This window comes from Vreelandella lionensis, from assembly GCF_044543515.1.
Taxonomy (GTDB): Bacteria; Pseudomonadota; Gammaproteobacteria; order Pseudomonadales; family Halomonadaceae; genus Vreelandella; species Vreelandella lionensis.
In genome coordinates this window covers 39,618-65,024 of sequence record NZ_JBITWC010000028.1, presented here as the reverse complement: position 1 = coordinate 65,024, position 25,407 = coordinate 39,618, and the positions used below count along the sequence as shown (strand labels likewise).

General features: G+C 57.4%; 24 protein-coding genes. 11 read left to right on the top strand and 13 right to left on the bottom strand.

Annotation, left to right across the window (positions count from 1 at the left end):
• Window positions 1-141: 141 nt before the first annotated feature.
• On the bottom strand, window positions 142-528 hold the full coding sequence (locus ACIGG6_RS15955; RefSeq protein WP_083024140.1) for a cupin domain-containing protein: 387 nt from the start codon (window positions 526-528) through the stop codon (window positions 142-144).
• A gap of 157 nt (window positions 529-685) precedes the next feature.
• Window positions 686-2,653, bottom strand: a complete 1,968-nt coding sequence (locus ACIGG6_RS15950) for a DNA topoisomerase III (RefSeq protein WP_399845783.1) — start codon at window positions 2,651-2,653, stop codon at window positions 686-688.
• Between the two features lie 187 nt (window positions 2,654-2,840).
• Between ACIGG6_RS15950 and ACIGG6_RS15945 the strand changes: the two genes are divergently transcribed.
• Window positions 2,841-4,088, top strand: coding sequence for an ABC1 kinase family protein (locus ACIGG6_RS15945; RefSeq protein WP_399845781.1), 1,248 nt, complete (start codon window positions 2,841-2,843; stop codon window positions 4,086-4,088).
• Window positions 4,089-4,201: 113 nt separating this feature from the next.
• A complete protein-coding gene (locus ACIGG6_RS15940) occupies window positions 4,202-6,022 on the top strand; it encodes an SEC-C metal-binding domain-containing protein (protein ID WP_399845778.1) in 1,821 nt (606 codons plus the stop codon).
• A gap of 19 nt (window positions 6,023-6,041) precedes the next feature.
• Here ACIGG6_RS15940 and ACIGG6_RS15935 read toward each other — a convergent pair whose 3' ends face one another.
• Window positions 6,042-7,412 (bottom strand): AmpG family muropeptide MFS transporter, encoded by a 1,371-nt coding sequence (locus tag ACIGG6_RS15935; protein ID WP_399845775.1) that lies wholly within the window; start codon window positions 7,410-7,412, stop codon window positions 6,042-6,044.
• A gap of 132 nt (window positions 7,413-7,544) precedes the next feature.
• Between ACIGG6_RS15935 and ACIGG6_RS15930 the strand changes: the two genes are divergently transcribed.
• The 4 genes from ACIGG6_RS15930 to ACIGG6_RS15915 all read left to right on the top strand — a co-directional run bounded on the left by ACIGG6_RS15930 (window position 7,545) and on the right by ACIGG6_RS15915 (window position 10,192).
• A complete protein-coding gene (locus tag ACIGG6_RS15930) occupies window positions 7,545-8,063 on the top strand; it encodes a peptidylprolyl isomerase (RefSeq protein ID WP_399845771.1) in 519 nt (172 codons plus the stop codon).
• Between the two features lie 158 nt (window positions 8,064-8,221).
• Window positions 8,222-8,347, top strand: coding sequence for a cytochrome c oxidase subunit CcoM (ccoM, locus tag ACIGG6_RS15925; protein WP_279384657.1), 126 nt, complete (start codon window positions 8,222-8,224; stop codon window positions 8,345-8,347).
• Window positions 8,348-8,546: 199 nt separating this feature from the next.
• Entirely contained in the window at window positions 8,547-9,056 is a 510-nt protein-coding gene (locus ACIGG6_RS15920; RefSeq protein WP_253503819.1) for a hypothetical protein, read from the top strand.
• Between the two features lie 86 nt (window positions 9,057-9,142).
• Entirely contained in the window at window positions 9,143-10,192 is a 1,050-nt protein-coding gene (locus ACIGG6_RS15915) for a GGDEF domain-containing protein (protein WP_399845767.1), read from the top strand.
• Here ACIGG6_RS15915 and ACIGG6_RS15910 read toward each other — a convergent pair.
• From ACIGG6_RS15910 to ACIGG6_RS15895, 4 genes are all read right to left on the bottom strand, one after another.
• Entirely contained in the window at window positions 10,176-10,640 is a 465-nt protein-coding gene (locus tag ACIGG6_RS15910; RefSeq protein WP_253503813.1) for a group I truncated hemoglobin, read from the bottom strand. The two genes, ACIGG6_RS15915 and ACIGG6_RS15910, sit on opposite strands and share 17 nt — an antisense overlap.
• Window positions 10,641-10,703: 63 nt before the next feature.
• A complete protein-coding gene (locus ACIGG6_RS15905) occupies window positions 10,704-11,561 on the bottom strand; it encodes a DUF3034 family protein (protein WP_399845765.1) in 858 nt (285 codons plus the stop codon).
• 17 nt (window positions 11,562-11,578) lie between these two features.
• Window positions 11,579-13,921 carry an EAL domain-containing protein gene (locus tag ACIGG6_RS15900; protein WP_399845763.1) on the bottom strand — a complete coding sequence of 781 codons (2,343 nt, stop codon included), beginning with the start codon at window positions 13,919-13,921 and terminating at the stop codon, window positions 11,579-11,581.
• A gap of 43 nt (window positions 13,922-13,964) precedes the next feature.
• Complete coding sequence (locus ACIGG6_RS15895; RefSeq protein WP_399845760.1) at window positions 13,965-14,477, bottom strand: Cupredoxin; 513 nt, start codon at window positions 14,475-14,477, stop codon at window positions 13,965-13,967.
• A 466-nt stretch (window positions 14,478-14,943) separates the two neighbouring features.
• Here ACIGG6_RS15895 and ACIGG6_RS15890 point away from each other — a divergent pair, with 466 nt between their 5' ends.
• Complete coding sequence (locus tag ACIGG6_RS15890) at window positions 14,944-15,240, top strand: hypothetical protein (RefSeq protein ID WP_399845757.1); 297 nt, start codon at window positions 14,944-14,946, stop codon at window positions 15,238-15,240.
• Window positions 15,241-15,273: 33 nt separating this feature from the next.
• Window positions 15,274-16,476, top strand: a complete 1,203-nt coding sequence (locus ACIGG6_RS15885) for a PqqD family protein (RefSeq protein ID WP_399845755.1) — start codon at window positions 15,274-15,276, stop codon at window positions 16,474-16,476.
• Here ACIGG6_RS15885 and ACIGG6_RS15880 read toward each other — a convergent pair.
• Both ACIGG6_RS15880 and ACIGG6_RS15875 read right to left on the bottom strand, forming a co-directional pair.
• Entirely contained in the window at window positions 16,473-16,997 is a 525-nt protein-coding gene (locus ACIGG6_RS15880) for a lytic transglycosylase domain-containing protein (RefSeq protein WP_399845785.1), read from the bottom strand. The two genes, ACIGG6_RS15885 and ACIGG6_RS15880, sit on opposite strands and share 4 nt — an antisense overlap.
• Before the next feature lie 66 nt (window positions 16,998-17,063).
• Window positions 17,064-18,797, bottom strand: coding sequence for a proline--tRNA ligase (locus tag ACIGG6_RS15875; protein WP_399845753.1), 1,734 nt, complete (start codon window positions 18,795-18,797; stop codon window positions 17,064-17,066).
• A 252-nt stretch (window positions 18,798-19,049) separates the two neighbouring features.
• Between ACIGG6_RS15875 and ACIGG6_RS15870 the strand changes: the two genes are divergently transcribed.
• Window positions 19,050-19,484 (top strand): hypothetical protein, encoded by a 435-nt coding sequence (locus tag ACIGG6_RS15870; protein WP_399845750.1) that lies wholly within the window; start codon window positions 19,050-19,052, stop codon window positions 19,482-19,484.
• Between the two features lie 88 nt (window positions 19,485-19,572).
• On the opposite strand, the gene ACIGG6_RS15865 is transcribed toward ACIGG6_RS15870, so the two are convergent.
• Window positions 19,573-20,778, bottom strand: a complete 1,206-nt coding sequence (locus tag ACIGG6_RS15865; protein WP_399845747.1) for a benzoate/H(+) symporter BenE family transporter — start codon at window positions 20,776-20,778, stop codon at window positions 19,573-19,575.
• A 136-nt stretch (window positions 20,779-20,914) separates the two neighbouring features.
• Between ACIGG6_RS15865 and ACIGG6_RS15860 the strand changes: the two genes are divergently transcribed.
• Window positions 20,915-21,502, top strand: a complete 588-nt coding sequence (locus tag ACIGG6_RS15860; protein WP_399845744.1) for a helix-turn-helix domain-containing protein — start codon at window positions 20,915-20,917, stop codon at window positions 21,500-21,502.
• Here ACIGG6_RS15860 and nfo read toward each other — a convergent pair.
• Both nfo and ACIGG6_RS15850 read right to left on the bottom strand, forming a co-directional pair.
• Window positions 21,472-22,332, bottom strand: a complete 861-nt coding sequence (gene nfo / locus ACIGG6_RS15855) for a deoxyribonuclease IV (protein WP_399845741.1) — start codon at window positions 22,330-22,332, stop codon at window positions 21,472-21,474. The two genes, ACIGG6_RS15860 and nfo, sit on opposite strands and share 31 nt — an antisense overlap.
• A gap of 72 nt (window positions 22,333-22,404) precedes the next feature.
• A complete protein-coding gene (locus ACIGG6_RS15850) occupies window positions 22,405-23,181 on the bottom strand; it encodes a glycerophosphodiester phosphodiesterase family protein (protein WP_399845738.1) in 777 nt (258 codons plus the stop codon).
• 177 nt (window positions 23,182-23,358) lie between these two features.
• Between ACIGG6_RS15850 and ACIGG6_RS15845 the strand changes: the two genes are divergently transcribed.
• Entirely contained in the window at window positions 23,359-24,336 is a 978-nt protein-coding gene (locus ACIGG6_RS15845; RefSeq protein WP_399845735.1) for an NADPH:quinone reductase, read from the top strand.
• A 137-nt stretch (window positions 24,337-24,473) separates the two neighbouring features.
• Here ACIGG6_RS15845 and ACIGG6_RS15840 read toward each other — a convergent pair whose 3' ends face one another.
• Window positions 24,474-25,367: a MurR/RpiR family transcriptional regulator gene (locus ACIGG6_RS15840; protein WP_083024107.1), complete on the bottom strand. Its 894-nt coding sequence runs from the start codon at window positions 25,365-25,367 to the stop codon at window positions 24,474-24,476.
• Window positions 25,368-25,407: the final 40 nt, after the last annotated feature.

Genomic DNA, 25,407 nt, shown 5'->3' with positions numbered 1-25,407 from the left:
TTGAATTCTTCAGTGTAACGGGGACGGCTCATGGATCCTCCTAGATACCTTTAGTATAAGGCCTGGAGGTGTCTAGAATACCCGGGGCGATTCACTAAGAGCGAAAGCAGGTTGATTGATTGCCGCATGTTGCAGGAGAGTTTAAATGGCGAGCTTATGCTTGATATGGTCGATAACCAAACCATGCTCATGTTGTGGGCTGAACATCACGATATCCGTATCCTCTTCCGCACGAACGCTGTGCCCAGGTGGCCAGTAAAACAAATCACCTTCCTTCGAGGTTTCCTCGCTGTGGTCAGAGAATAGCGCAGTGATAGCGCCTTTGACGACATAACCCCAGTGCGGGCATTGGCAACTGTCCCCCTCAAGGCCGTGCAGCAGTTCGGTGATATCAGTGCCGGAACCAAAGGAGAAGTATTCAGCACCCATTTTCCCAAACCCTGTTACGTCTCCAAAGTCGGTTTGCTGTCGGGCGACTGCTCCAGGTACGTCTAACTGGACAGGGATAGCTTCTTTTGAAATGTGCATAACGCGCCCTCCTTTCGAGGTGCAGGGCCACTTGGCCCGCAAGAAGTATAGTTGAGAAGAGGTGGATAGCTATGTTGTTGCGTTTTAGGATGCTTTTATACCGTTACCTTGATTGATTTCAATAAATTGGCTTGGCTATTTATTTAACAACAAGTGCCTAGCTGCTGCGCCTCTTTCCTGTACTCCGCTTACCTGCTGCACTACTTCGACTCCCCGTGGTTTTCTTACTGCCGGTACTTTTACGCCGTGTGTAGCTTTTCTTAGTTGCTCCACTGCGTTTGGCCGGGTTTCCGGCCTCGCCTTGGGCGGTTTGTAGGCTGTGGCGTAGTTTGGCCGCGTCGCTTTGGCTTAGTAGGGCGCGTAAGTCTTCCAGCAGCGCGTGTTGGAAGGCGTTGGGGTCGTCTTGCTGTTCAGAGATCGCTCGCAGGCGTTGCTCCCAGAGGGCAGTGCGTTCCGGTGTACTGACGGCGCTGGGCAGGGCGGCGATCAGCGCGCAGCCGAGTTTGGTGGCGCGTAGGGCTTTTTGCTGGCGTACTAGGTAGCCGCGCTGCACCAGGGTTTCGATAATGCCTGCGCGGGTGGCCTCGGTGCCCAGGCCGTCGGTGTCGCGCAGGGTGCGGCGCACGTTCGGGTCGTCCACGTAGCGGCCAATGTTCATCATTGCTTTGATCAGGCTGGCATCGGTGAACGGCTCTGGTGGCCGGGTCTCTTTTTCCTCCACGCCTGCGGCGAGTGCTTGGCAGGCTTCGCCTTGGGTGAGCGGTGGCAGCGGCGGGGTGTCTTCGCGGGTGGTGAACAGTGGCTTCCAGCCGGGGTCGAGAATGCTTTGGCCGCGAGCGCGGAAGGCTTCATTCAGCAGGGTGAACTCGGCTTTCACTTCAAAAGTGCGCAGCGGGCGGTAGAACTGAGCCATGACGTTGCGCACGATTAGCCGAAACACATGGCCTTCGGTGGCGGAAAGCTGGCTGACATCGGCGGGCTTGCCGGTCGGTGCTAAGGCGTGGTGCGCGCCAACCTGCTTATCGTTCCAGGCTTTCGAGCGCAGAGTAAAGTCGGCCCCGTTGAGCCAACCTTGTAACGTGTCGTCATTCTGGCAAGCACCGGAGAGGCTGCGCTGGGCAAGCGCTAGGTGCTCCTCCGGCAGGTAGCGGCAGTCTGAGCGGGGGTAGGTGATCAGTTTGTGCTGCTCGTAAAGCCGCTGGCAAACATCCAGCACCATCTGCGCGGAAAGCCCAAAGCGGCGGGCGGCATCTACCTGCAAGGCAGAAAGCGAGTAGGGCAGCGGTGGCGCTTGGCGCTTCTCCTGTTGGTCTAATGTGGTGAGCGTGCCGCGTGCGCCGGGTAGCTGAGCAGCCAGGGCATCGGCGGGCGTGCGGTCAATCAGTCGCCCTTGCTCATCCAAAGGTTGATGCGCTTTAGGAGCCCACCAGGCACGCAGCTGGCCTTGCGCCACCTGTAAATCTACCCAAAGCGGGTAGAACGGATGGGGTTTGAAATCACGAATGCTGTTATCCCGCCGCACAATCAGCCCAAGTACCGGGGTTTGTACACGGCCTACCGAGAGGACGCCATCGTGCCCAGCTTGGCGGCCGGTGAGCGTCCAAGCGCGGGTGAGATTAATGCCATACAGCCAGTCAGCCCGTGAGCGCGCCTGGGCCGCCTGAAACAGCGGCTGAAACTCAGCATTCGGCCGAAGGCTGGCCAGCGCTCGGCTTACCGCTGGGCGGTTGAGGTCGCTAATCAATAGCCGCTGCACCGGGCCACGGTACTTCAAATGCTCGATCACCTCTTGTACCAGCAGTTGGCCTTCGCGGTCTGGGTCGCCAGCGTGCACCACGCTGGTAGCCTGCTTGATCAGTTTACGAATCACTGCTAACTGGCCACGGGCTTTGGAGCGCGGCGCGAGCTGCCACGTGCCGGGCACGATGGGCAGCCGGTCGAGCCGCCACTGTTTATCGGCGGGGTCGTAGGCTTCCGGTGGTGCTTGCTCCAGCAGGTGGCCCAGGCACCAAGTCACCGTGGTATCGCCGCACACAATCGCGCCTTCCTGGCGCTTGCCGCCACCGGGCAGGGCGTCGGCAATGGCACGGGCGAGGCTGGGTTTCTCGGCGATAATCAAGCGCATACGGTAGGCCCTGGCAGCGGTCTTTGAAAGAGTGTCATGGTAGCAGAAGCCGCTCAGTGGGTTGAACGTCGAGGCGTGAAAATTTATACAGGTACTTGAAAGGTGTCGTGCGTCATTTGTTCGTATAGTTTTTGTATAAAATTATCGGATTGAGTAAGCTGTCGCAAAGCACTGGGAGGCGGTTTTTATGCGCGAGCGCGGTAGAACACGACGTTTATTTGGGCTGGGTGCCCGTACCGGAGGTGCCCTGCTGAAAACGCGGCTAGGCGGCCAAGCGGATTGGCAAGCGCTAGGTGAGGCGCTGTTTGAAGGGCTTTCTGAATTAAAAGGCCCGGCCATGAAGCTGGCTCAAATTATGTCCCAGTGGGATGACCTGCTGCCGCCGGAACTGGCCAACGAGCTGGCCCGCTTGCAACGCCAGGCTGAACCGATGCCCTGGGCGAAAATTCGCGAGGCGCTAGTGCTGCAGTACGGTGATATCCAAACGCACTTCCGCGAGATTGAAGAGCGCCCCTTTGCCAGCGCTTCGATGGGTCAGGTGCACAAGGCGGTGACCCACGAAGGGGAAACCGTAGTGCTTAAAGTGCAGTACCCAGGGCTTGCTGAGGTATTAGAGAGCGACCTTAAACAAGTGAGGCGCATTATGGGTCTTGGCCGCTGGTTCAAGGTCCCTCAGGCGCGGCTGAATGCGCTGTTTGAGGAGCTGGCAGCCGGGCTGCGTGACGAGCTGGACTACCACGCCGAGGCCCAGGCGCTGGCCCGTTACCGGGAGCGCTACCAAGATAACCCAGCGCTGGTGATCCCCGAGCCGCTGTTTGAACTCTCCGGCCAGCACGTATTGGCCATGCGCTTTGTCGACGGCACCCCGCTACGGGATTTAGAGAGTGCGGATGACGCGACCCGTCAAAAAGTGGCTGTTGCACTGGCAGACTGGATTACCGAGGAGCTATTTACCTACCGTGAGCTGCACGCTGACCCCCACGCAGGCAACTTTGCCTGCGATGAGCAGGGCCGCTTAGTGATTTACGATTTGGGCGCAGTGATTCCCGTTCCCGAGGCGCGGCTAAAGGCCATGATGCAGCTGCTGGATGCCACCCTGGCCCAAGACCCCATGGCCATGGATGACGCGCTGATGAAGATGGGCGGCCGCCAGGGCCAAGGCGCTCCGCTGGCGCTGTATCGCGAATCCGCTGAGTGTATTACGCCGCTGTTTGCCCCCGGTGAGCAGGATTTCAGCGACGTGCGCGTTCACCGCCGCCTGCGGGAGCTCACCCCCAAAGTGTGGGCGGCCATGGACCGCCTTCAGCCACCGGCAGATACGCTGCTGCTCTCTCGAGCGCTCAACGGCCACTACTGGAACTTGGTCCGCTTAAAGGCCCGTTTAGATATGCACGGCCGAACTCAGCCGCTGTTGGGCTGGGCGCGTACTGCGTAGCCAAGACCCTGCCAAGCGATGACCGCTGCGGTAGCACCGCCAGCCATGCTAGACTATTGCGCTTTTTAATCGGTTTTACAGATTTTATAGTCTTGAAGACAGTGGAGACGGCAATGCTGGCGGTATGGGTCGATCAACTGCTGGGATTTGCCTCTGGGGCACTCTCGGCAATCAGGCAGCAGGAACACTACCCCGATTTTATGACGTGGGTACGTGACAAAGGCGCGCAGGCGTTTAACGGCGATGTGGCCACCGCACAGGCGCTAGCGCCCATTTTATGGTCGCAAACTCCGCTAGAGCGGCTGGATTTTGCTAGCGAGCCCTTGGCAACACCTGGCCGCAACGAGCCGTGCTGGTGCGATTCCGGACGTAAATATAAGCAGTGCTGCTACCGCGTTAATTTCCCGACCGACATCCCTGAACAGATGATGTGGATGCTCTCGCTGCGCGAATGGAAGGGGGCCACGCTGAAGGCGGCGCTAGATAGCCAGCAGGCACCGCCACAAGCGCTGCTAGAAGCTGGGCTGATTGCCGCAGAGAGTGGTCAAACCGGCCGTTCCATGCAGATTCTTGAGTCGCTGTTTGATGGCAGCGACTGGTCGCGCCTGCCAGAGCAGGCTGAGCCTGCTTTTGAAATCCTGCTGGATATCTATCAAGAACGTGGTTTTACCCGCAAGCGTGCCGACCTGTTGGACGACGTGATGGAGCGCGGGCCGCTGTTTTTGCGCGGCGTGGCGCTTGAGCGGCTGTGCTTGATGCACCTGGATAACGATGATTTAGACAGCGCCCGTGCGGCGTTCGTCAAAGCTCAGCAGGCGCTGCCCGATTCGCCAACGCTGGCCTACATTGAAGCCATGCTGCTACTCCATGAAGGCCATGAGAAAGAGGCCAAAGAGCGCGCTAACTTCTGGTATCGCCGGTTGGTGCGCCAGGGGGATCTAGATGAAGACCAGCTTGATTTCCTGGCCGCTCTGGCAGATAACCCCGGCGCAACGCTAGCCGACCAGCTTTTGAGCGCTGAAGAAGATATGGCGACGCCGCTGGTCTCGCTTCAGGCGCTGCTAGCGGCGCTGCCCATTGCTCCCAAGCTTTCCATTGAGCAGGATGCTGAGACCGGCCGCCTGCACTATACCACTACCGCCCGTGAAGAGACGCTGTTTGCCGCGTGGCACGAGCAGTTCCAGGTCATGGTGGATGAAGAGGTGGCGCTGGGCTTCCGTGATGACCCTTGGGGCAACGCGGTGGAGTGGATGTCGGAACTGTGTGCCCATCCGGAGTGGCTGGATGCGCCCCAGGTGGTGCAAGACCTAACGCTGGCGCTAACCAGCCGATTTGGCAGCCTGCCGTGGATGGCACCCAGCCTGCTGGAACCGTTGGCGCTGCGCCTTTCACGCTGGCTGGAACAGGCCCGTGCTGCGGGCGACGGCAGCCTGTGCTGGGACGACGCCGATAATGCCATGCTGCTGCGCACCGGCTTGGCGCTGGTTGTCGGCATGGAGCGTGGCGCTCGCCAGCACTCCCGGGAGCTAGCCGAAGAGCTGCTGGCGATTGATCAGGAAGATAGCTTGGGTCTGAAAGAGCTGGTGCTTGACCAACTGCTGCGCGACGACCGCAACGAAGAGGCGCTAGCGCTGACTGAAGAGCCGCAAAAAGATGATGGCTCGCTGGTGTTAGGGTTACTGATGGGGCGCACGCTGGCGCTTTACCGGTTAGAGCAGCAGGAAGCTGCCGAAGCAGCATTGGCCGAGGTGATGGCCCACAACCGCCACGCGCTAGAACTGATTTGCGCGGAGAACCCAAGGCCCTCCATGCCTCATCCTGATGGGCAGGTGGACCCGGGCTCTCGAGCAGAAGCGTGGCAGTACCGTACGCTGATGCGCGACCAGTGGCGCACCACGCCAGGGGCGCTGGATTGGTTAGCCAGCCACCGCTGAGCTGTTTGCTGACTGTTTTTTAGCTGCCTGCCTCGGTAACCGGGGTAGGCACTAGTTGCTTATCTCGGCTTATCCAAATGGCCAGCAGAATGGCGGGTAAGCCTAGCAGCGTGGCTACCACAAAGAAGGTGGCGTAGCCCTGAGCGCTCACCACAATCCCGCCAAACCCGCTCAGGAATTTCCCCGGTAGCGTCATGAGCGACGAAAACAGCGCGTACTGCGTGGCGGTGTACGCCCGTGAGGTCAAGCTTGAAAGAAACGCGATAAACACCGCACTGGCTAGGCCGTTAGCGAGGTTATCGCCAATGATCGTGACTACCAGCATCGGCACCTGATTGCCGATTAGCGCAAGCACTGCAAACAGCAGGTTGGTGACCATCACCAGCCCTGCGCCAAAAATCAGCAGTGGGCCAATGCCGTAACGGGCCACCAGCAGCCCGCCTAGAATGCCTCCTGCAATGCTCATGGCAATCCCGAAAATATTGGTGACGTTGGCAATAGTCGCCAGTGAAAAGCCCAGGTCGATATAGAGCGGGTTGGCCATTGATGCCATGGCCAGGTCGCTGATACGGAACACGGCAATAAACACCAAAATACCCATCGCCTTCACCCCATAGCGGCGGAAGAAGTCGGTAAACGGGCACACAATCGCTCCAATCACCCAAGCGCCCAAGCGGCGCAACGTTTTGGGCTTTCCACGGCTGGCGCGAATAAAGGCGCGCACTTTGGGTTCGTGAATTAATTGCACAGTTAATGAAGCGCGCTTGGGTTCTGGGCGAATCAGCACGGTAAGCACGCCAATGCCCACCAGGGCGGCCATGGTCAGGTAAGCCGCGTTCCACGATACCGCCGATGCCACATAAAGCGCACCGGCCCCTGCCGCCAGTAGCCCGCCGCGATAACCAATAATGTACGTAGAGGCCATAGCCGCCTGGACATCGTCATCCGCGGATTCAATACGGTAGGCGTCTATCGCAATATCCTGCGTGGCGGAGCCAAATGCCACCAAGAGCGCAAAGGCGGCGACCCAGCCTAGGTTGCCGATTGGGTCTAATCCCGCGAGGCCAATGAGACCGGCGGCAATCATGCCCTGGGCCAACAGCATCCAGCCTCTGCGCTGTCCAAAAGCGCGGGTTAGTAGCGGCAGCGCGAGCCGGTCTACCACCGGTGCCCAGAAGAACTTGATGGAGTAGAGCATCCCGATCCAGGCAAAGAAGCCGATAGCGGCCACTTCGACCCCGTCACTGCGTAGCCATGCGGAGAGGGTAGAGAACACTAGCAGGAACGGCAGGCCAGCGGAAAAGCCTAAAAACAGCATGGTGATCACTGGCGCTCGACAGTAGATAGCAAGCGCTGCCAGCCAACTACGCTGGGGAGTCGGGGTGGGCATGTGGGGGTGTACTCCAAAAAGAAAACATCGGTGTCTAGGCCCGCTCAAAAACCGGTCGGTGTTAGACTAGCCCTGAGGTTGATGGACTGAGTTCCATGACAAAGCCGACAGCTTACCGGAGAGGAGTTTTCCATGTCGATTACCGCCCATCAGGTAGTGACCCTGCACTACGTGCTTAGCGATGTGCTCAGCGATGGCAGCCCTCGCGTGCTGGATGACTCCAATGCACGTCAAAAACCCCTGGAGTATCTTCACGGCCACGATAATATTTTGCCGGGCTTGGAGCGAGATTTAACCGGCAAAGCCGCAGGTGATGAACTAAGCGTCACGCTGGCTCCCGCTGATGCTTACGGCCTGCGTAACGAAGAGTTGGTGCAAGAGGTGAGTCGCGCGTCGTTTGGCGGTGCGGAAATTGAGCCAGGCAGCCGTTTTCAAACCGAAGGCGAGGCTGGCCCGCAGATCGTCACCGTGCTGAACATCGACGGCGATACCGTCACGGTGGATACCAACCACCCCTTGGCGGGCCATACGCTGCGCTATCAGGTGAAGATTCTAGACGTTCGCGATGCCACCCGTGCAGAGCTTGCTAAAGGCCATCCGCTGCCACCGGGCACCGAGCACAGCAAAGTAGAAGACCGTAAAGTGCTCTAAAAAAGCCGTTTTTATCGGGTGAAGCGCGTTAAAAACTGACCTGTATCAAGTTCCCGTTTACCCTTGCGGCCACCATTTTAAAAGCTTGACCCAGGTCAGTTTCCCCTTCTCTGAACGCAGTACGATGGCCCCATACATCACGGCGGGAGGGGAGCACCATGTACTGGGATGATGCGGTAATTTTCGGCCTAGTTACTGTCGCGCTAATGATCACCTTTATGGTCGGTTGGGTAGGCTTTGTGGTACGTGACCATTTGCGTAAGGATGAACGTAAGAAGCCTTAATTCAGCAGGCTGTGTCAGTCGTCAGGGGAGGGGGCTTACGTTAATGTGTAAGCTTCCTGTTGCCGGCCCAAGGGGCCGGCTTTTTTGCGTCTTTTTTTTAAGTTGTATTAATAACCGTTGAAGCGCATTGGCAGTTATGCTTTGGTAAAGTGCCTGATTTAAGCCTAAAGTACTCAACCACATTAGGAAATTCACTGCTATGAATGCTGTCTTTTCACGCTTGCCGATGCATTGGCGCTGTGGGGCGCTAATAAAAGCAGGATTAGTACTCGTCTTTACCACTGTTGGGGGGGCACCTGTCTCGGCAAATGCTCAGGCATTAAGCCTGATTAATGGTGAGTCAACGCAAAAGATTGCGCTCGGCGAGCTACGCCACCAATCGGATGTCACGTTTACAGTGTTCGACCCTTATCAGGGCCGCGACGTTGAAATGCGCGGCGTTGCGTTTCGTGATTTTTTAATCGAACACTTTGGTGAGATACCGCCAGCATTGCACTTTACGGCCTGGGATGACTACGAAGTGAGCCTGGGGGGCTGGGATGACCCAACCTGGTACTTGGTGACGTTTGAAGATGGCGAGCCGCTGACGCTACGCTCACGGGGGCCTATTCGGTTAGTTGAGCGCGAATATTCGGGCCGCGATGTGGCTAACCTGCGTGATTTCAACGATTGGGTCTGGATGATTCGCAGTATTGAGGCGCAATGGTGAGTGCCACGCCGCCTAATAAATCGCCGGTCTCGTCACGCTTACGGCGTGGAGGGCGGCGTTACGTCACATGGTTGACACTAAGCCTTATGAGCTTTGTTGGGCTGATGGTACTGATTGTGTACGAGGCGCGCTGGGTTTACCCAGAAATACAGGCTTATTTCAGCCAGACGGGCAGCTTAACTGGCCAACAGTTGGCGACTCGTGCACGTGGTTACGTGCAGCGCGCCCAGGAAAAGCTGCTGATAGCCTCGTCGCCCGTTGAGCTAAGCGAAGCGCGCCTTTCATTGGACCTGGCCTATGGCCTGTTTGATGTGCATATCTACCACCAGTATTACGCCTGCACTGCATCCAGCCTAGCGTTGATAGATGAGTTGGCTGAGCTCATTGACGCCCAACAGATCGATCCTTTCGATGCGGCCCATGCGCTGTTTATTCCAGTGGAGTGCTTAACTCGTATTGAGATGGATCAGCTGGATCGCCGTGGTATGGCCATCAATGATTTCTCCTCCAGCACGCGCCGTCATAATCAGGTATTGATCTACTCCAGTCTGCTGATTTTTGTCTTAGGCTTGCTCTTTTGGGCGATGCACGAGCGCCAATTGCGGCGCACCGAACGGGCAACTGCCGAGAAGTTCTCCTGGATGGCCCGCGCAATGCGCGACCCACTCACCGGTATCGGTAACCGCAGTGCGCTCCATCAGGATGTCGCCGCTTACTCAGGCCGCTCCATGGGGCTGATTCTGGTCGATATCGATTTCTTTAAGCAGTATAACGATGCCTTGGGCCACCCTGAGGGGGACCGCCTGCTGCGCCTGCTGGCGAATTTACTAGGGGATGCGCTCGGTGCCGAGGCCACGCTATATCGCCTTGGGGGCGATGAGTTTGCCGCGTTGCTGCCGTGTCCCACTGATCAAGCGCTGACCCAGTATTGTGAGGCGTTACAAGTAAAGCTTGAGGCGGCGCAGTTCTCGCACCCTGCCCATCCCGATAACAAAGATGTCACCTTAAGTATTGGGGGAACGCACTTTGTGGCCGATGCAAACTCGTTTGCGATGGCCTATGAGGCGGCCGACAAAGCGCTCTATCAGGTGAAAACAGCGGGGCGTGATGGCTGGCAGGTTACTGCAAGCGCATAACATCTTTGTACATCGGTGCCAGGCGGCCTAGCATATCGTTGCGGGCCGCCAGCGGCACCCCTTCCTCTACCATGGCCGCATCCAGGTACTCCACTACTCGATTAAAATGCGCATCGGTAATGCCCATGGTTTGGTGGGCGCGGTCCATGGGTGGGCCTTCGTACTGGCAGGGGCCGTCGCTTACATCACACAGCTGAGAGGCCAGTGATGCCGCAAACAGGTCAATATTGCTATTGGCAAAGTAGCTGACGATCTCTTCGTCGTCGGCAATGCGGTAAAGCAGGTTTTCGACCACGGCTTCAATGGTGGGCTGGCCGCCGATACGCTCATACAGCGTGGCGTGTTGGTGATGCTGAGCACAACCGGTTAGCAGCAGCGTACCGATGAACGCACTGGCCATTAGCAGGCTGCGCGAAGTGCTTTTCAACGTCGTGTTTAACAGTCCCATGGCGGTTCCTTTTACATAGCCCTTGTAGTCTTTTACGCAGCTCGGTGAAGTGGCAAGAGCGGTTTAAAACGCCGCCTGTAATGAGAGGTAGCCGCCACGCTGGGAGGGCAGACCTGCAATATCGCCAAGATCTAGCCAAGCGCCGGTGAGCGAAACATGCTTATTAAAGAAGTAGGCGCTGTATACGCTTTGCCAATCCTCTTCATCGGCGGCGCTGAGGTTATCCGGCTTTTGGCGGTACTCGGTGCCCACTACCCAATTAGGCGTAACGAAGACGCCAACGCTGCCTTCCGCCATCCAGGCGCGGCCGCCCTGATCGCCCCCAAACCCTAAAAGCCCGCCCTGGTTAGCGGATGTGTTGCGTAACGTGGCGTTAAGTAGAACATTACGGCCTAAAAAGGCGTTAAACAGCAGCTTGCTGGCGCTCAGGTAGGCATCGGTGCCGTTCACATCATCTGCGCCTAGGGCCGTGGGCACGGTGCCATCCACCAAACGTTTGTGCATGACGCCCGCGCTCCACACGCCCAGCGGGTGATAAAGCACATCGCCAAACAGGCGCACTTTCGCGCCATAAATATCCTGCTCTAGCTCGCCACCGAGGGTGGAAAGCTCGAAGGTTTGGCGGGCAATCGAAAATTCCATGCGGTCGTGGAGATTGACGCTGGCGCCGGTGACGGTGAGCTGATAATCATCGACCCACGCCCGAGTGGCGGCAGCAGTGACACCTATCTCATCGTCGCTTGCAGTGCTGGAAAGTACCGCCCAGGGAGAAAGGCCACCCCCTGCCGCTCCTTCAATGGCACTTACCGCGCCTGTACCTAAAATGCGGCTACCCGCCACGCTGGGCGTTGCTGCTAACAGAGCGCTGAGCGCTGCTGCCGCTACGATGGTGCGCTGCTTTGATGAGCCATTTTTGCGCATAGTATTCCCTTTTTTCGTTAATTTATTGCCGCGGTCGAGAGGTGCAATGGCTTAAACTCATCTAGCCAGCCGGTAATGGCATCGGCAGGCATGGGTTTGGAAATCCAGTAGCCCTGCAGGTAGTCGCAGCGCAGCTGGCTCAAAATCTCCGCACTGGCGCTGTTCTCTACCCCCTCCGCAACAATTTTTAGCCCCAAGTGATGGCCCATCTCGATCGTCGAACGGACGATGGTGAGGTCTTCTTGCTGAGTGTCGATTTTCAAGACAAAAGATTTATCGATTTTCAGCTCATCCACCGGTAGGCGCTTAATTTGTGCAAGTGATGAGTAACCGGTGCCGTAATCATCTATGGCGATCTTTAGGCCCATCTGGCTGAGCGCCATCAGCGTTTCTGTAGCAGCTTCTACATCCTGCATCACGGCACTTTCGGTGACTTCCAGCGCCAACTGGTCAGGCGTTAAATCGTAGCTCTCAAAAAGCTCGGTGATATGCATGGGTAGGCCAGGGTCAATGACATCGCTGGCGGAAAGGTTGATCGCCACAGAGAGGTGGTGGCCTTGGCGTTTCCAGTGATGAAGTTGTTCGCAGACGTGGGCTAACATCCAGTCTGACAGTAGCCCAATATTGCCCGAACGCTCGGCCAAGCCGATAAACTCATCCGGGGGCACAAACCCGAGGGTGGGGTGACGCCAGCGCATCAGCGCTTCAAATTGGCAAACACGGCCCGTGGTGGTATCCACCTTCGGCTGGTAGGCCATCCACAGCTCGCCATTATCGACGGCCTCCTGAAGGTCGCGGATGAGCATCAGCTGACGTAGATGCTGCTCATCCTGGCCTTCTTCATAGCGCTCGTGGCTATGGCGATGACGCCGGGCTTTGTCGAGCGCAATATCCGAGCGGCGCAGCAGCAGCTGGGCGTTGTCGCCATGTGCGGGATAGTTGACTTCCCCGGCGGAGAGCGAAGGCATAATCAGCGATTTATCCAGGCTGATGGGTTCGCTGATCAACTCCATGATCTCTTCGCGTTTGTGCCGGTTAACATCTGCCTGCTCAAGCACCAGCATCAGCTCGTCACCGTCTAGGCGGTAAGACTTCATGACCGGAGAAGGCAGGTCTTGCATGCGCTTGGCGAGCGTCACTAGCAGATGGTCGCCCAATTCGTAGCCGAAGGTGTCGTTAATGCTGCGAAAATCGTTGATCGAAAAGCGCAGCAGTGTGAAAGGTTGCCCCCGCTGAGTTAACCGCTGAATATCTTCAAAAGCGCTGACTCGGTTAGGCAGGTTGGTCAAAAGATCATGGCGCGATTGGTGCAACAGCGTGGCTTCGCGCTTGGCGATATCTTCCTGCATGGAGAGCAGGGTAGTGGCCAACTGGTTAGTTTCTGTGACCGAGCTGCCGCTTGAAATGTGTTCAATACGCTCGCCTTGGCCAATGCGCTTCGCGGCCTGTGCCAGGGCAATCAGCGGTTGACTAATGCTGCGGGCGCTCCACATGGCCGCTGCCAGGGTCAGCAGTAGCATCAAAGCGACAATACTTAATAGCTGCCACTGTAAATGGCTATAGGCACCTAGTAGCTCTTCACGGGATAGCTGAATTAAGGCAAAGGATTGATGCTGTTGGTCTGCTAGCAGTGTGGAAGCATAAGACAGGTAATTGTCATCTTCCGACATTTGGCTGCGGGCTGTGTAGGCGCCTTCCATCAGTTTATCGCTATGGCCGCTCATTAGGCCCATCGCCAGTTGCGCCTGGTGCGAACTGGCGAGATAGCTGATATTGCCGCTGGCATCATAGGTAACAATGCTGATTTCCAGGCCGGTTAGTGCATTGATCTCTTCGGTTACCCCTTCGTCAATCAGAAAGCCCATACCGACCCAGCCAATCAGATTAGGCGCACGTACAGGCATGAGCACAAATTCGTAGGGTTCGCCTGCGGCAATGACCACACCCACGCCGCTGCCCGTTTGCTGGGCGCGCTCAAACAGCTCGGGGAAAGGCATCCGGCTGTCTTCCGGGTGATGGCTGCTGGCTAGCACATTGCCGCTTAAATCACTGAGCATTACCATATCAGCGCTTGCACGATCCCCATGATTCGCCAGCACTGAAAAGAGAGTGGCTGTATCCTCGGTGGCGACGGCGCTTTTAAAACCAAAATCGTCAGCCAAAATCGCTACGTTATTGCGCAACTGCTCGCCTCGAATATCGAGCAGCTGTTGAAATACACGTGCTCCTACCTCTAGGCGCTGGTTACCCTTAGCTAGCGCATCGTTTTGGGTGGCACGCAAAAACGCCACACCTGTGGCGAGCTGCGAAATGATTACTACCGTCAGTAGCACTAGTGTCAAGCGCGTGCGAAAGCGCATAGTCACCTCTGAAATTAAAAGGCGCAGTTGTCAGCGCCTGTCATCAATGGTTGTGCGTCGCATCACGGAAACGTTGCTGCAAGGGTGAGAGCTTAGGAGGTTGCGGCGGGAGGGCGTTTAGCTCTAGTGCCACGGTAATGTTATCGGTGTCGCTAATCTCGCCTTCCCACCAGACGTTTTGGCTATCATCCACACGGCTATGCCATATCCGCATACGGTGGCGACCTTCGGGAAGTTCAGGTAGTTCGAGCGTGCCTGTGCTATTGGTGAGGGCCGCGTAGGGGGCATCGCTTACTACAATAAACGCTTGCATTTGGTCGTGGATATTGCAGCCGAGCACCACGACACCTGCTTGTTCAAAATGAACAGGCGGCGGTGTTTCGCTCAGAAATAGCTCAAGATCAAATGTTTTTGCAGGCGAGAAAGAGAAAACATGATGGCGAGTAGTGTCTTCATTTGGAAATGCCACATAGCTACCGGTGGGTACCGTTGTTACGTGGGGGTTAAACGTGGCATCCCGTTGGATAATATTGTTAGTTTGCACTTCAGAGGGCATCGCTTTTTCAAAATAAACTTCAACGACAGCGTTTTCTAAAGGCGTTCCCTCCACATCCGTTACGCTAACGTTTGCCGCATGAGCGTGTAAGCTGAATAATGCGGCCAAACAGCCTAATGGCCAGGCAGATGGAGAAAAGCATGAGCCATTACGCGATAAGAGCATGGGGAGGTACCTAAATAAGGGCAATCGAAGTGGCTAATCATGTAACTATTGTGTTGAAAAGTCATGCTTTCGCACTAACGATATACTCACAGAAAGTAAAAAAGAGTAAACAATAGGGAAGACAAGCGCAAACTATGGTGTCGCTTGGTTGGCAAGGCTAGGGTAATTTCAGAAACAGTGTTCGTTAACCTGTTTGCCTTATCGACCAGGAGACGTGTGATGAGTAAAGATACCGATAACACCAAAGACTTGTTAAATAAGCGCCATTCGCGCCGTCAGGTACTGGCTAGTCTGGGTTTAGGTGCAGCTGCCCTTTACGTTGCGCCTACCTTGTTATCAATGGGGCAGGCCGAAGCCCGCGAGCATCGCCATTCGCGCCCAAGTCGCTCACGGCCTAGCTATTCGCGTCCTAGCTACTCTCGCCCTCATTATTCTCGACCGCACTATTCGCGCCCCCGTTACTCCCGCCCTGATTATTCCAGAGCGCGCCATTCTCATCAGCATCATTCACGCCATGGCCATGGCTATCCTGAGCGTTACTATTCTCGGCCCCAGCGCTCACGTTGGGAGCGTGACGGCGTCATTGAAATTCGCCTAAGCCGGGTACTGCCGCGCTGGTAGGGGTACGGCTATGCCGAGCCATCATCAAGATTATACGCTAGAAGGCGTTGGGCCTTGCCTTCGGTTAGTGAATGCCGACGAGTTGCTGCCCGTCCTAACAGCCGCCATGCCAGGCTGGCCCTTGACGCCTTGCGCCGCGCAAACCCAATCGCCGGAGATCTGCGTATGGCGGCACCCGCAGGGGTATTGGCAAGAGGCGCCCGCGCTTCCTGAAGGGGCGCTGCTGGACAGCGCGGTAGGAACCGCTTGTAGCGTTATCGCGGATGCGGCCGGCGCGTATTTTTATCGTCACCCGGAGTTAGTGGGTTTGCACTGCGGATCAGTGGAAATCAATGGCCAGCTAGTGATTTTTCCCGATACATACCGGGCGGGCAAAAGCACCTTAACCGCCGCCTTTGCAGCGGCTGGGCAGCGTGTGTTTGGTGATGATGTGCTGGCGCTCAACAAGCAAGGGGAAGGGATTGCGCTGGGCGTGGCACCTCGCTTGCGGCTACCGCTTCCTGACGCGATGTCTCTGGAGTTTCGTCAGTTTGTACAAACGCACCTTGGCCCTCAGGATGCCCGCTATGGTTATCTTCGTTTGGACAATACGCAGTTAGCTAGCAACGGCCAGCGCTGCCCGCTGGGGGCGATATTACTGATTGACCGCGATGAATCGCTAAACGAGCCCCAGCTTACCCGCCTTCAGCCAGGCGATGGGTTATGGCAGCTGTTACAGCAAAATTTTGCCGAGCACGAATCTGACCAGGCGCTGATCGAGCGCTTCTTGCCACTGCTTCAGGGCTTACCCTGTTTTCTGCTGCGCTACCGTGATGCCTTTGATGCAGCCCAGTGGCTCACGAAACGCTGGGGTAGTGACACCCTAGAGAGCTTGGCATTGACCAGCCAGCCCCGTTGCGATACTCCTGACGTGATACCTGCCCTTGAGCCAACGGATGCGCGCCAGTGGCAGGCCAGTGAGGCAGCGTTTGAGTTTCCGCTAGGCGACGAGCTATTTGTGATTGCCGAGGAGGGCGGCGCGATTCATCGGCTGAACACCACCAGCCGGGCTGTGTGGGCGCTGTTGAATCACGAACCGCTGGATCTTGACTCCGTGAGTGACACGCTCACAGGCTTTTTTGCAGGCGCAAAATTTGAGCAGGTACGCCAAGACGTGGCGCAGCTACTCGCGCAGTTCTATCACGCTGGATTAATTAAAGACGTTAACGCTTAGCGCCAGTGATCTCGCCATGCTTTGAGTACTCGCTCCGGGTACCACGTCTTCCCCAGGCTGCCGTTGTAGCGAGCGAGAGCGCGGGTAAAGTCACCCCGTTCGATGGCAAGGTAGTGGGCTAAAATCGTGCACCCATAGCGTAGGTTGCGGTTGGGTTCGGTAAGGTCGTCCATGGGCAGGCCAAGCTCATCGACCCAAAAAGGCATGATCTGCATGAGACCTACCGCGCCCGCCGAGGAGACCGCATCGGCATTAAAGGCGCTTTCTACCTGGATTAACGCCAGCACCAGCTCAGGCGGTAACCCGGCCAGCCGGGCCTCTTGGTAGAGTCGAGTGAGTAAGGTGTGGCGTTGTTCGGGCGAGGCGACAAAGCGGGAAAGCGGCGCATCCATACGGCTGCGCCACTGTTGTAACTGCCACTGAACGTAGGGCGTTTGTGGGTCGGCTGCTTCCAGCGTGGGGCGTAGCGCAGGCTCCGCTACGCTTGGCGCGGGGTGGGCAGCCACCATCAGGCTGCCCATCAGCACCCACTTCACGTACCGAGGCGACAAACGCCGCCAAGGAGTGCTCAGTGACATACCTGCCGATTACTCTGCGCTAACAAGGCCCGCTTGTTCACGCAGGAAGTCGACAATCTTGTCGGCAGGAATCATGGTGGCTTCACTATCGCGACGGCCTTTGTACTCCAGCTCGCTGTTGTCCAGGCCACGGTCGCCAATCACCAAACGGTGTGGGACGCCCATCAGTTCCAGGTCGGCAAACTTCACGCCAGGGCGCGTATCGCGGTCGTCCAGCAGTACGTCTAAACCAGCGGCGGTCAGCGTTTGGTAGAGGCGCTCGGACTCTTCACGCACGCGCTGTGACTTATGCGCGTTCATCGGTACTAGCGCGACCTGGAACGGCGCAATCGCATTGGGCCAGATAATGCCAGACTCATCGTGGTTCTGTTCAATGGCTGCCGCGACCACGCGGGTCACGCCAACGCCGTAGCAGCCCATCCACGGGTGGCTGGTTTTGCCGTTGTCGCCCAGCACGCTGGCATTCATCGCTTCGGAGTACTTCTGTCCAAGCTGGAACACGTGGCCGACTTCGATGCCGCGCTTGATTGAGAGCGTGCCTTGACCATCGGGTGACGGGTCGCCTTCTACGACGTTACGTAGGTCAGCGACTTGAGGCAGGGCCGCATCACGCTCCCAGTTGATGCCGAAGTAGTGCTTGCCATCGACGTTGGCACCCGCGCCGAAGTCGCTCATTAAGGCAACGCTGCGGTCGATGATGATTGGCATTTCTAAACCGACTGGGCCTAAAGAGCCCGGTCCTGCACCCACAGCGGCACGAATTTCTTCTTCGCTGGCCATGGTCAGCGGGGCTTTTACCTGAGGCAGGTTTTCCGCTTTGACTTCGTTGAGTTCGTGGTCGCCGCGTACCAGCAGCGCAATGAGACCACCTTCCGCCGCGTGAACCATCAGCGTTTTGACGGTTTTCTCAATGGGCAGCTTGAACTGCTCTACCAGCGTGGCGATGGTTTTGGCATCCGGTGTATCAACCAAACGCATCTCTTCGCTGGGGGCCGCGCGCTCAACGTTGCTGCCCAACGGTGCGGGCAGCGCTTCGGCTTTTTCGATGTTAGCAGCGTAATCAGATGCGTTGGAGAACACGATATCGTCTTCGCCGGAGTCGGCCAGCACGTGGAATTCGTGAGAGCCCGTGCCGCCAATGGAGCCGTTGTCAGCAATTACCGGGCGGAAGTCGAGGCCCAGGCGCGTGAAAATACGCGAATAGGCGTCGTACATGCCTTGGTAAGTCTCTTTGAGCGAGGCTTCGTCCAGGTGGAAGGAGTAGGCATCTTTCATGATGAACTCACGCGAGCGCATCACGCCAAAGCGCGGGCGAATCTCATCACGGAATTTGGTTTGAATCTGGTAGAAGTTCACCGGCAGCTGCTTGTAGCTGGCGATCTCTTTGCGCACCAGGTCAGTGATGACTTCTTCATGAGTCGGGCCCACGCAGTAATCGCGGTCATGGCGATCTTTTAAACGCAGCAGCTCAGGGCCGTACTGTTCCCAGCGGCCAGACTCCTGCCACAGGTCGGCGGGTTGAACGGCGGGCATCAATACTTCTTGGGCACCGGCGCGGTTCATCTCTTCACGCACAATGGCTTCTACTTTGCGCAGGGTGCGCAGCCCCAGGGGCAGCCAGGTGTACAGGCCCGAGGTGAGACGGCGGATCATCCCGGCGCGCAGCATTAACTGGTGGCTGATAACTTCAGCGTCGGCCGGGGTTTCTTTTAATGTCGCAATCAATAATTGGCTGGCGCGCATGGGCGTGAGCATTCCTTGGTTGGTAGCGGTGATGCTGAATCGTTGTGTCGAACGTAGCGCTTAATTGAGCGTTGAATTCGGCATTGTACGGCTAAGCGGGTAAGGCGGCAAAATCCTTACTAGGCTGCCAAGCGTGTGCTGATCTTGAAGTGTGCTAGAATCAAGCTGCTTTTGATGCGATAGCCCTTGATTTGAACATAATAAGCGCGACGATATTGGCTATCGGTACGTTAAGATTTCGAGGGAACCTCCATGCAGCAAGCAGTTCGCCGTTGGTTAACGGGGGCCGTTGTAGGTGTCTCCATTGTGACATTAAGCGGTTGCGGTACCATGTTTTACCCTGAACGTAAGGGGCAGTTGAGCGGTGATGTTGACCCGGTGGTGGCGATTGCCAATGGCGTGGGTTTGCTGTTTTTCATCGTTCCAGGGGTGATTGCCTATGCCGTGGATTTCTCTAATGGCACTATCTACCTGCCCAGCGCGAGTAGCGCATCGGTGGATATTCACCATTTAGACGACGCTATGGATATGGCTTCATTAGAGAAGCTGCTGTCAGATAAAGCGGGCCAGCCGGTTAGCTTGGAGAACGAGCTGCTGGTGATTGAAGAGATGGGCAGCTTGGATGAAGCGCTAGCCATGGTTCGGATGTCGGGCGTGCTGGATGAAGAGCGGCTGGCCACGATGTAGAGGGTTGGCGTCTTTATCTGAACGGATGTCTTAAACGCCCCTGGTAGGTTAACCTGCCAGGGGCGTTTATGTATTGCCGCACAGCTTTTTAGGATGCTGCTTTCGCTGTGGTGATTTTCAATACCGCTAAGCCAGCCACCAAGCCCCAAAAGGCTCCTCCGATCCCCAGCAACGTAATGCCCGAACCGGTCAGCAAAAACGTCACGATGGCCGCATCGCGCTGTTCGCTTTTTTCAAATGCGCCTGATAAACCGCCGCTTAGAGTACCCAGCAGCGCAATACCTGCCAGTGCCAAGACGAGAGCGCTGGGCAGGGCGTTAAAAATGCCGGTCACCGTTGCCCCAAAAATACCCATGGTTATATAGAAAACGCCTGCGGCAACACCTGCGGTATAGCGCCGTTTGGGGTTGGGATGAGCATCCGGCCCCATGCACACGGCGGCGCTAATGGCAGCCATGTTCAGCGCGTAACCACCAAACGGTGCGAGCAGTAGCGTAGCGCCGCCTGTCCAGGCGATCAGCGGCGAGCTGTTGGGGTGGTAGCCTGCCGCCCGCAGTACCGCCACGCCGGGCAGATTTTGAGTCGCCATGGTAATCACGAATAGCGGTACGCCAATACTCAGCAGTGTCATTGGGTTGAACGCGGGGGCGGTAAAAACTGGGAGCGTGGGCGTGAGCGGAATACCTTGCGTGCTTATTTGGCCTTGTAACAGTGCAATCGCCACGCCGGTGAGTAGCACCCCCGGCACTGCCAGCGTGGGCCATAAACGCCTGCCTGCGACCCAGGCGGCCAGCATGGCTAGCGGCAGCAGCCACTGACGCTCCATCACGTTAAAAAGCTCAAGTCCAAAGCGCAGCAGAATACCGGCCAGCATGGCGGAGGCAATGGTGCTGGGAATGTGGCGCATCAAGCGCTCGAACAGCCCCGTGACCCCGCATAAGGTGATCAGTAGCGCTGAGAACAGAAACGCGCCGATAGCTTCTTCGATAGGAATGCCGGGAAGACTCGTCGCCAGAAACGCCGCTCCCGGTGTCGACCACGCCGTTAATAGCGGCATCCGGTAGCGCAGCGACAGCCCTAGAGAGGTCAAGCCCATCCCAATGCCTAGAGCCCACAGCCATGAGCTGATTTGCGCCGTGCTGGCCCCTGCGGCCGCCGCCGCTTGGAAAATAATCGCCGCTGAGCTGGTATAGCCAATCACCACGGCGACGAAGCCCGCAATGACCGTAGACAAACTAATATCGCGCCAAAGACTGGGCGCAGCGGAGTCGTGGCAGGTGCATGGTGCTTCCATGGGTGGCCTCTCCCAAGCGGTGATGGCAAGATGTGCGTTATAGCGCACGTCTTTCACGTTACCACTGTGCGTTATAGCGCACAATAGTGGCAGCAGGCTGCGTCACAATGTTCAAAGCGGTAGTCAGGAGAAGCCAATGGCCAGTGAGCCACACACCATTGCGGAACATATTGCGGGAACGGTGCGGCAACTGCGCAAAGAGCGTGGCTGGAGCCTGGATCGTGCTGCCGGTGAAACCGGGGTGAGCAAAGCCATGCTCGGCCAGATCGAGCGGGGCGAGTCCAGTCCGACGGTCTCGACGCTCTGGAAGATTGCCAGCGGCTTTCGGGTGTCGTTTTCGACGCTGTTCGATAGCGACAAGCCCGCATTAGGAGAACTGCACCGGGATGGTTGGGAATCGGTATGGGGCGACGACAGCGCCGGTATGCAGGCGCGGCTGCTGTTTTCTTACGACCCGCTGCTGGGTTTCGAGATGTTCATGATCGAGCTCGCCCCTGGGGCGCTCAGTGAATCGTCGGCGCACGCTAGCGGGGTGGTGGAGCACATCGTGGTGGTGGAAGGAGAGATGGAGCTACGCATTGACGAGCGCTGGCAAACGCTGCGGGCAGGCGAGGGGCTGCGCTTTTTTGCTGACCGGCCCCACGCCATGCGCAATAACACCGCGACGCGATTACGCTTTCACGACGTGATTCACTACTTACCCGGCGCGGCCTCTGGCACTTGAGCGCGCAGCCAGTTGAGCTCGTCGGCCCAGATCTCGGGTTCGATGGTCTCTAAAATCATCGGAATGCCGTGGATGCGCTCGTCTTGCATAATGGTGCTAAAGGCATCGAACCCAATATTGCCCTTACCCAGGCTGTGGTGGCGGTCAACGCGGCTGGCAAAGGCGCTTTTGGCATCGTTCAAATGCATGCCGCGCAAGTACTCAAAACCTACGACCTTGCCAAGCTCATCCAGGGTGGCCTGTGTCGCGTCGCGGGTGCGGAGATCGTACCCGGCAGCGAAAGCGTGGCAGGTATCGATACACACACCCACCCGGGATTTATCCTCCACCTGATCGATAATCTCGGCCAAGTGCTCAAAACGCCAGCCGAGGTTGGTGCCTTGGCCCGCGGTGTTTTCGATCACGGCGGTCACGCCCTGGGTGTCAGCCAGCGCTTCATTGATCGAGTCGGCAATACGCGCCAGGCACTCGGCTTCGCTGATCTTGTTCAGGTGGCTGCCGGGATGAAAGTTGAGCAGCGTCAGCCCTAGCTGCTCGCAGCGCTGCATCTCATCCAAAAACGCCGCGCGGGACTTGGTCAGCCCCTCGGCTTCTGGGTGGCCCAGGTTAATCAGATAGCTGTCGTGGGGCAGAATCTGCTCAGGGCCAAAGCCGTAGGTTTTGCAGGCCTGCTTGAAGGCCGCGATGGCCTCGTCCGTTAGCGGTTTCCCCTTCCACTGACGCTGGTTTTTGGTGAACAGCGCAAACGCCGTTGCACCAATGTCAACAGCACGAAGGACGGCCTGATCCGCGCCGCCCGCCGCGCTAACGTGCGCACCAAGATAGTTCATCGTTCTCCTTATTACGTTGTCCCAGTGACGTTGCCCCAGTCTCATTGCCTGAATGTAAACAGGTTAAACAGGTTAAGCGGGCTGGCCTGCGCGCTGTCGGTTGTCTAGGTAGCGTTTAAAGGCAGCAGGTTCATCGGTAATGGCGCTGGCAATGCCCCAGGCCCAGCGGCTATCAAACGCGCTGGGGTCGTTGGCGGTGTAGCAAAGAATTTGGTAACCGTCGCGGCACATGGCGGCGGCCTGGGTCTGTTTGAGCCGCGGCCAATGAGGGTGAATACTAAACGCCTCGACCGCTTCGCACTGTTCGCGCCAATTTTTGGGCACACTGCCAAACAGCGCGCCTAACGCCAGGGCCTCTTTGGGGGCATGATGGCGACAGTGGGCTAAGGCGACGGGGTCAAACGACGAGATCACTAGGCGCTCAGGGGGGAGGGCAGTGAGAACAGCAGGCAGTACCACGTCCACCAAGCGGATGGGGTCACGCCCTTTGTTGACCTTGATTTCTAAGTTAACGCCCATCTCCAGCTCGTTGAGCAGGGCGAGCATAGCCTCCAGGCTGGCCATCTTTTCCCCCGCAAACCGATCACCAAACCAACTGCCCACATTTAACTGCTGTGCCTGTTGCCATGTCAGGTTGGCGAGCTCGCCACGGCCATCCGAGCAGCGGCGAACGTCGCCATCGTGCCAGATGACCGGTGTATCATCCTTCAGTAGCTGTACATCCAATTCCACCCAGGTTGCGCCTGCTTGGTGGGCGGCGCGTACGGCTGCGAGGGTGTTTTCGGGCGCGGCAGCGGAGTAGCCGCGGTGGGCGATGAGCGTGGGGACAGAAATTGCGGGATGGGTCATAGCCACTCCGTGTAGTGGTCGCCAATTGAGCGTCATGAAGCACAATGTTGCCAAGTTTAGCATGGGTGCATGACGACGACGTGTCGGCCTAGTGAGCTAATGGCTTGATTAATGACGCTCAACGCGGTTGGATAGCGCGCAGGGTATGTCCAATAATTAACAACAGGAGTGTCATTGATGTCTAAGCGTATACAACTTGCTAACACTGGTGGGTCAGAGGTATTGGAGTGGGTCGATGTCGAACCTGCCGCTCCCGCTGCCGGTGAAGTGCGCATCGCTAACAAAGCGGTGGGGCTGAATTTTATCGATATCTACTTCCGTACGGGACTTTACCCTGCGCCCGCCATGCCAACAGGGCTAGGCACCGAAGGCGCGGGCATTGTGGATGCGGTCGGTGAGGGCGTCACGCATGTCAAAGTGGGTGACCGGGTGGCTTACGCCCAAGGCCCGCTGGGCGCATACGCCGAACTGCACACGCTGCCTGCGTCCAAAGTCGTCAAACTGCCGGATTTTATCGATTTCGACACCGCTGCCGCCAGCATGCTGAAAGGTTTAACGGTGCAGTATCTGCTGCGTCAAACCTATGAGCTTAAAGGCGGTGAGACCATTCTGTTCCACGCGGCGGCCGGGGGCGTTGGCTCTATTGCCTGCCAGTGGGCTAAAGCGCTAGGAGTGAAGCTGATTGGTACGGTGAGCTCTCAGGAAAAAGCTGACCTAGCCATGGCCAACGGTGCATGGGCGACCATCAACTACACCGAAGAGAACGTGGTAGAGCGGGTGCGCGAGCTGACCAACGGCGAGATGTGTGACGTGGTGTATGACTCGGTGGGTAAAGACACCTGGGAAATGTCGCTGGACTGCTTGAAGCCCCGCTCGCTGATGGTGAGTTTCGGCAACTCTTCTGGCCCTGTGGATGGCGTGAATATTGGTATTTTGAATCAAAAAGGCGCGCTTTTTGTGACTCGCCCAAGCCTGAACGGCTACGCCGACACCCGTGAGCGCCTGGAGATGATGTGCGACGAGTTTTTCGCCATGATCGAGAGCGGCAAAATCAAAATTGACGTGGCCAACCGCTACCCGCTGCAAGACGCTGGTAAGGCTCAGGATGCGCTACAGAGCCGTAAAACCACCGGTTCTACTATTTTATTGCCGTGATAATGGTACTAGAGATGATCGGAACCATCCCGTAGCGGGGGTCTTTGGCCATGGATGGCGAAAGTAGCGTCCATGGAGGGATTCACAGCGCCCCCGCCTAGGGTTGTTCCGGTCTGATGACATTACTAAGCGACTGTTTAGGCAATTTCTATATACGCTCCCAACTGACGCATTCGGCTCTCAAAGCGGGTCACGTTATCGACCAGTTGGTCGGGGCCGAATGCCACGCACTCCGCCAGAATCGCTTCGCTGAGCGTAATTGCCGCTAATATCGACGGGAAAAAGTGCGGCGTAGCGTTGGCAACGGTAAACGTTACGCTGGCCCCCGGCACTAACGGTGAGCGCAGCGTGTCGGTAATTACAATCGCCTGCACGCCGTTGGCGCGAGTAATCTCCAGCGCCTTCACCGTCTCGGCGCAGTAGGGTTCAAAGCCAAACGCCACCACCACATCCTGCTCGTTGAACGGGGCCAACTCGGTGAGCAAGCCTCCCTCCTGTCCGCGAATGAGCGTCACTTCCGGCATCGCAATGCGCCCCACGTAGGCAAAGTGGTACGCGCAGGCGAAGGTGTCGCGAAACCCGACCACGGCGACTCGCCGCGCGGCCAAGATTCGCTCGGCGGCCTCTTTGACTCGCGTTTGGTTATCCGCCGTAAACAGCCTGCCAATATTATCGAAAGCAGCGTCGCCTACCTCCGCAAACAGCGCCGCTTCTGGGTTTCTGTGCTGCTGCTTCAACTGGCTGGCGCGGCCGGATAGCTCCACCGGCGCTGCCTGTACCGCCGATTGAAACACTTCCCGAAACGGCTCGTAGCTCTCGAACCCAAGCCGCTTGGCTAGCCTGACCAGGGTGGAGGGAGTGACGGATGCTGCCTGAGCCGTTTTGCGGATCGACTGAAACGCCATCTCTGCAGGATGTTCCAGCACATAGCTGGCAGCGCGCTTGAGCTGTGGGCTAAGCGCCGCGTAGCTCTCGGCTAGCTGCTGGTGAATGCTGTCCAGGCTGGTGGCGTGAGTGGCGTTGTCTGGCATGGCACCCTCTTTTATGAAAATAAAACATTTGTGCCAATGA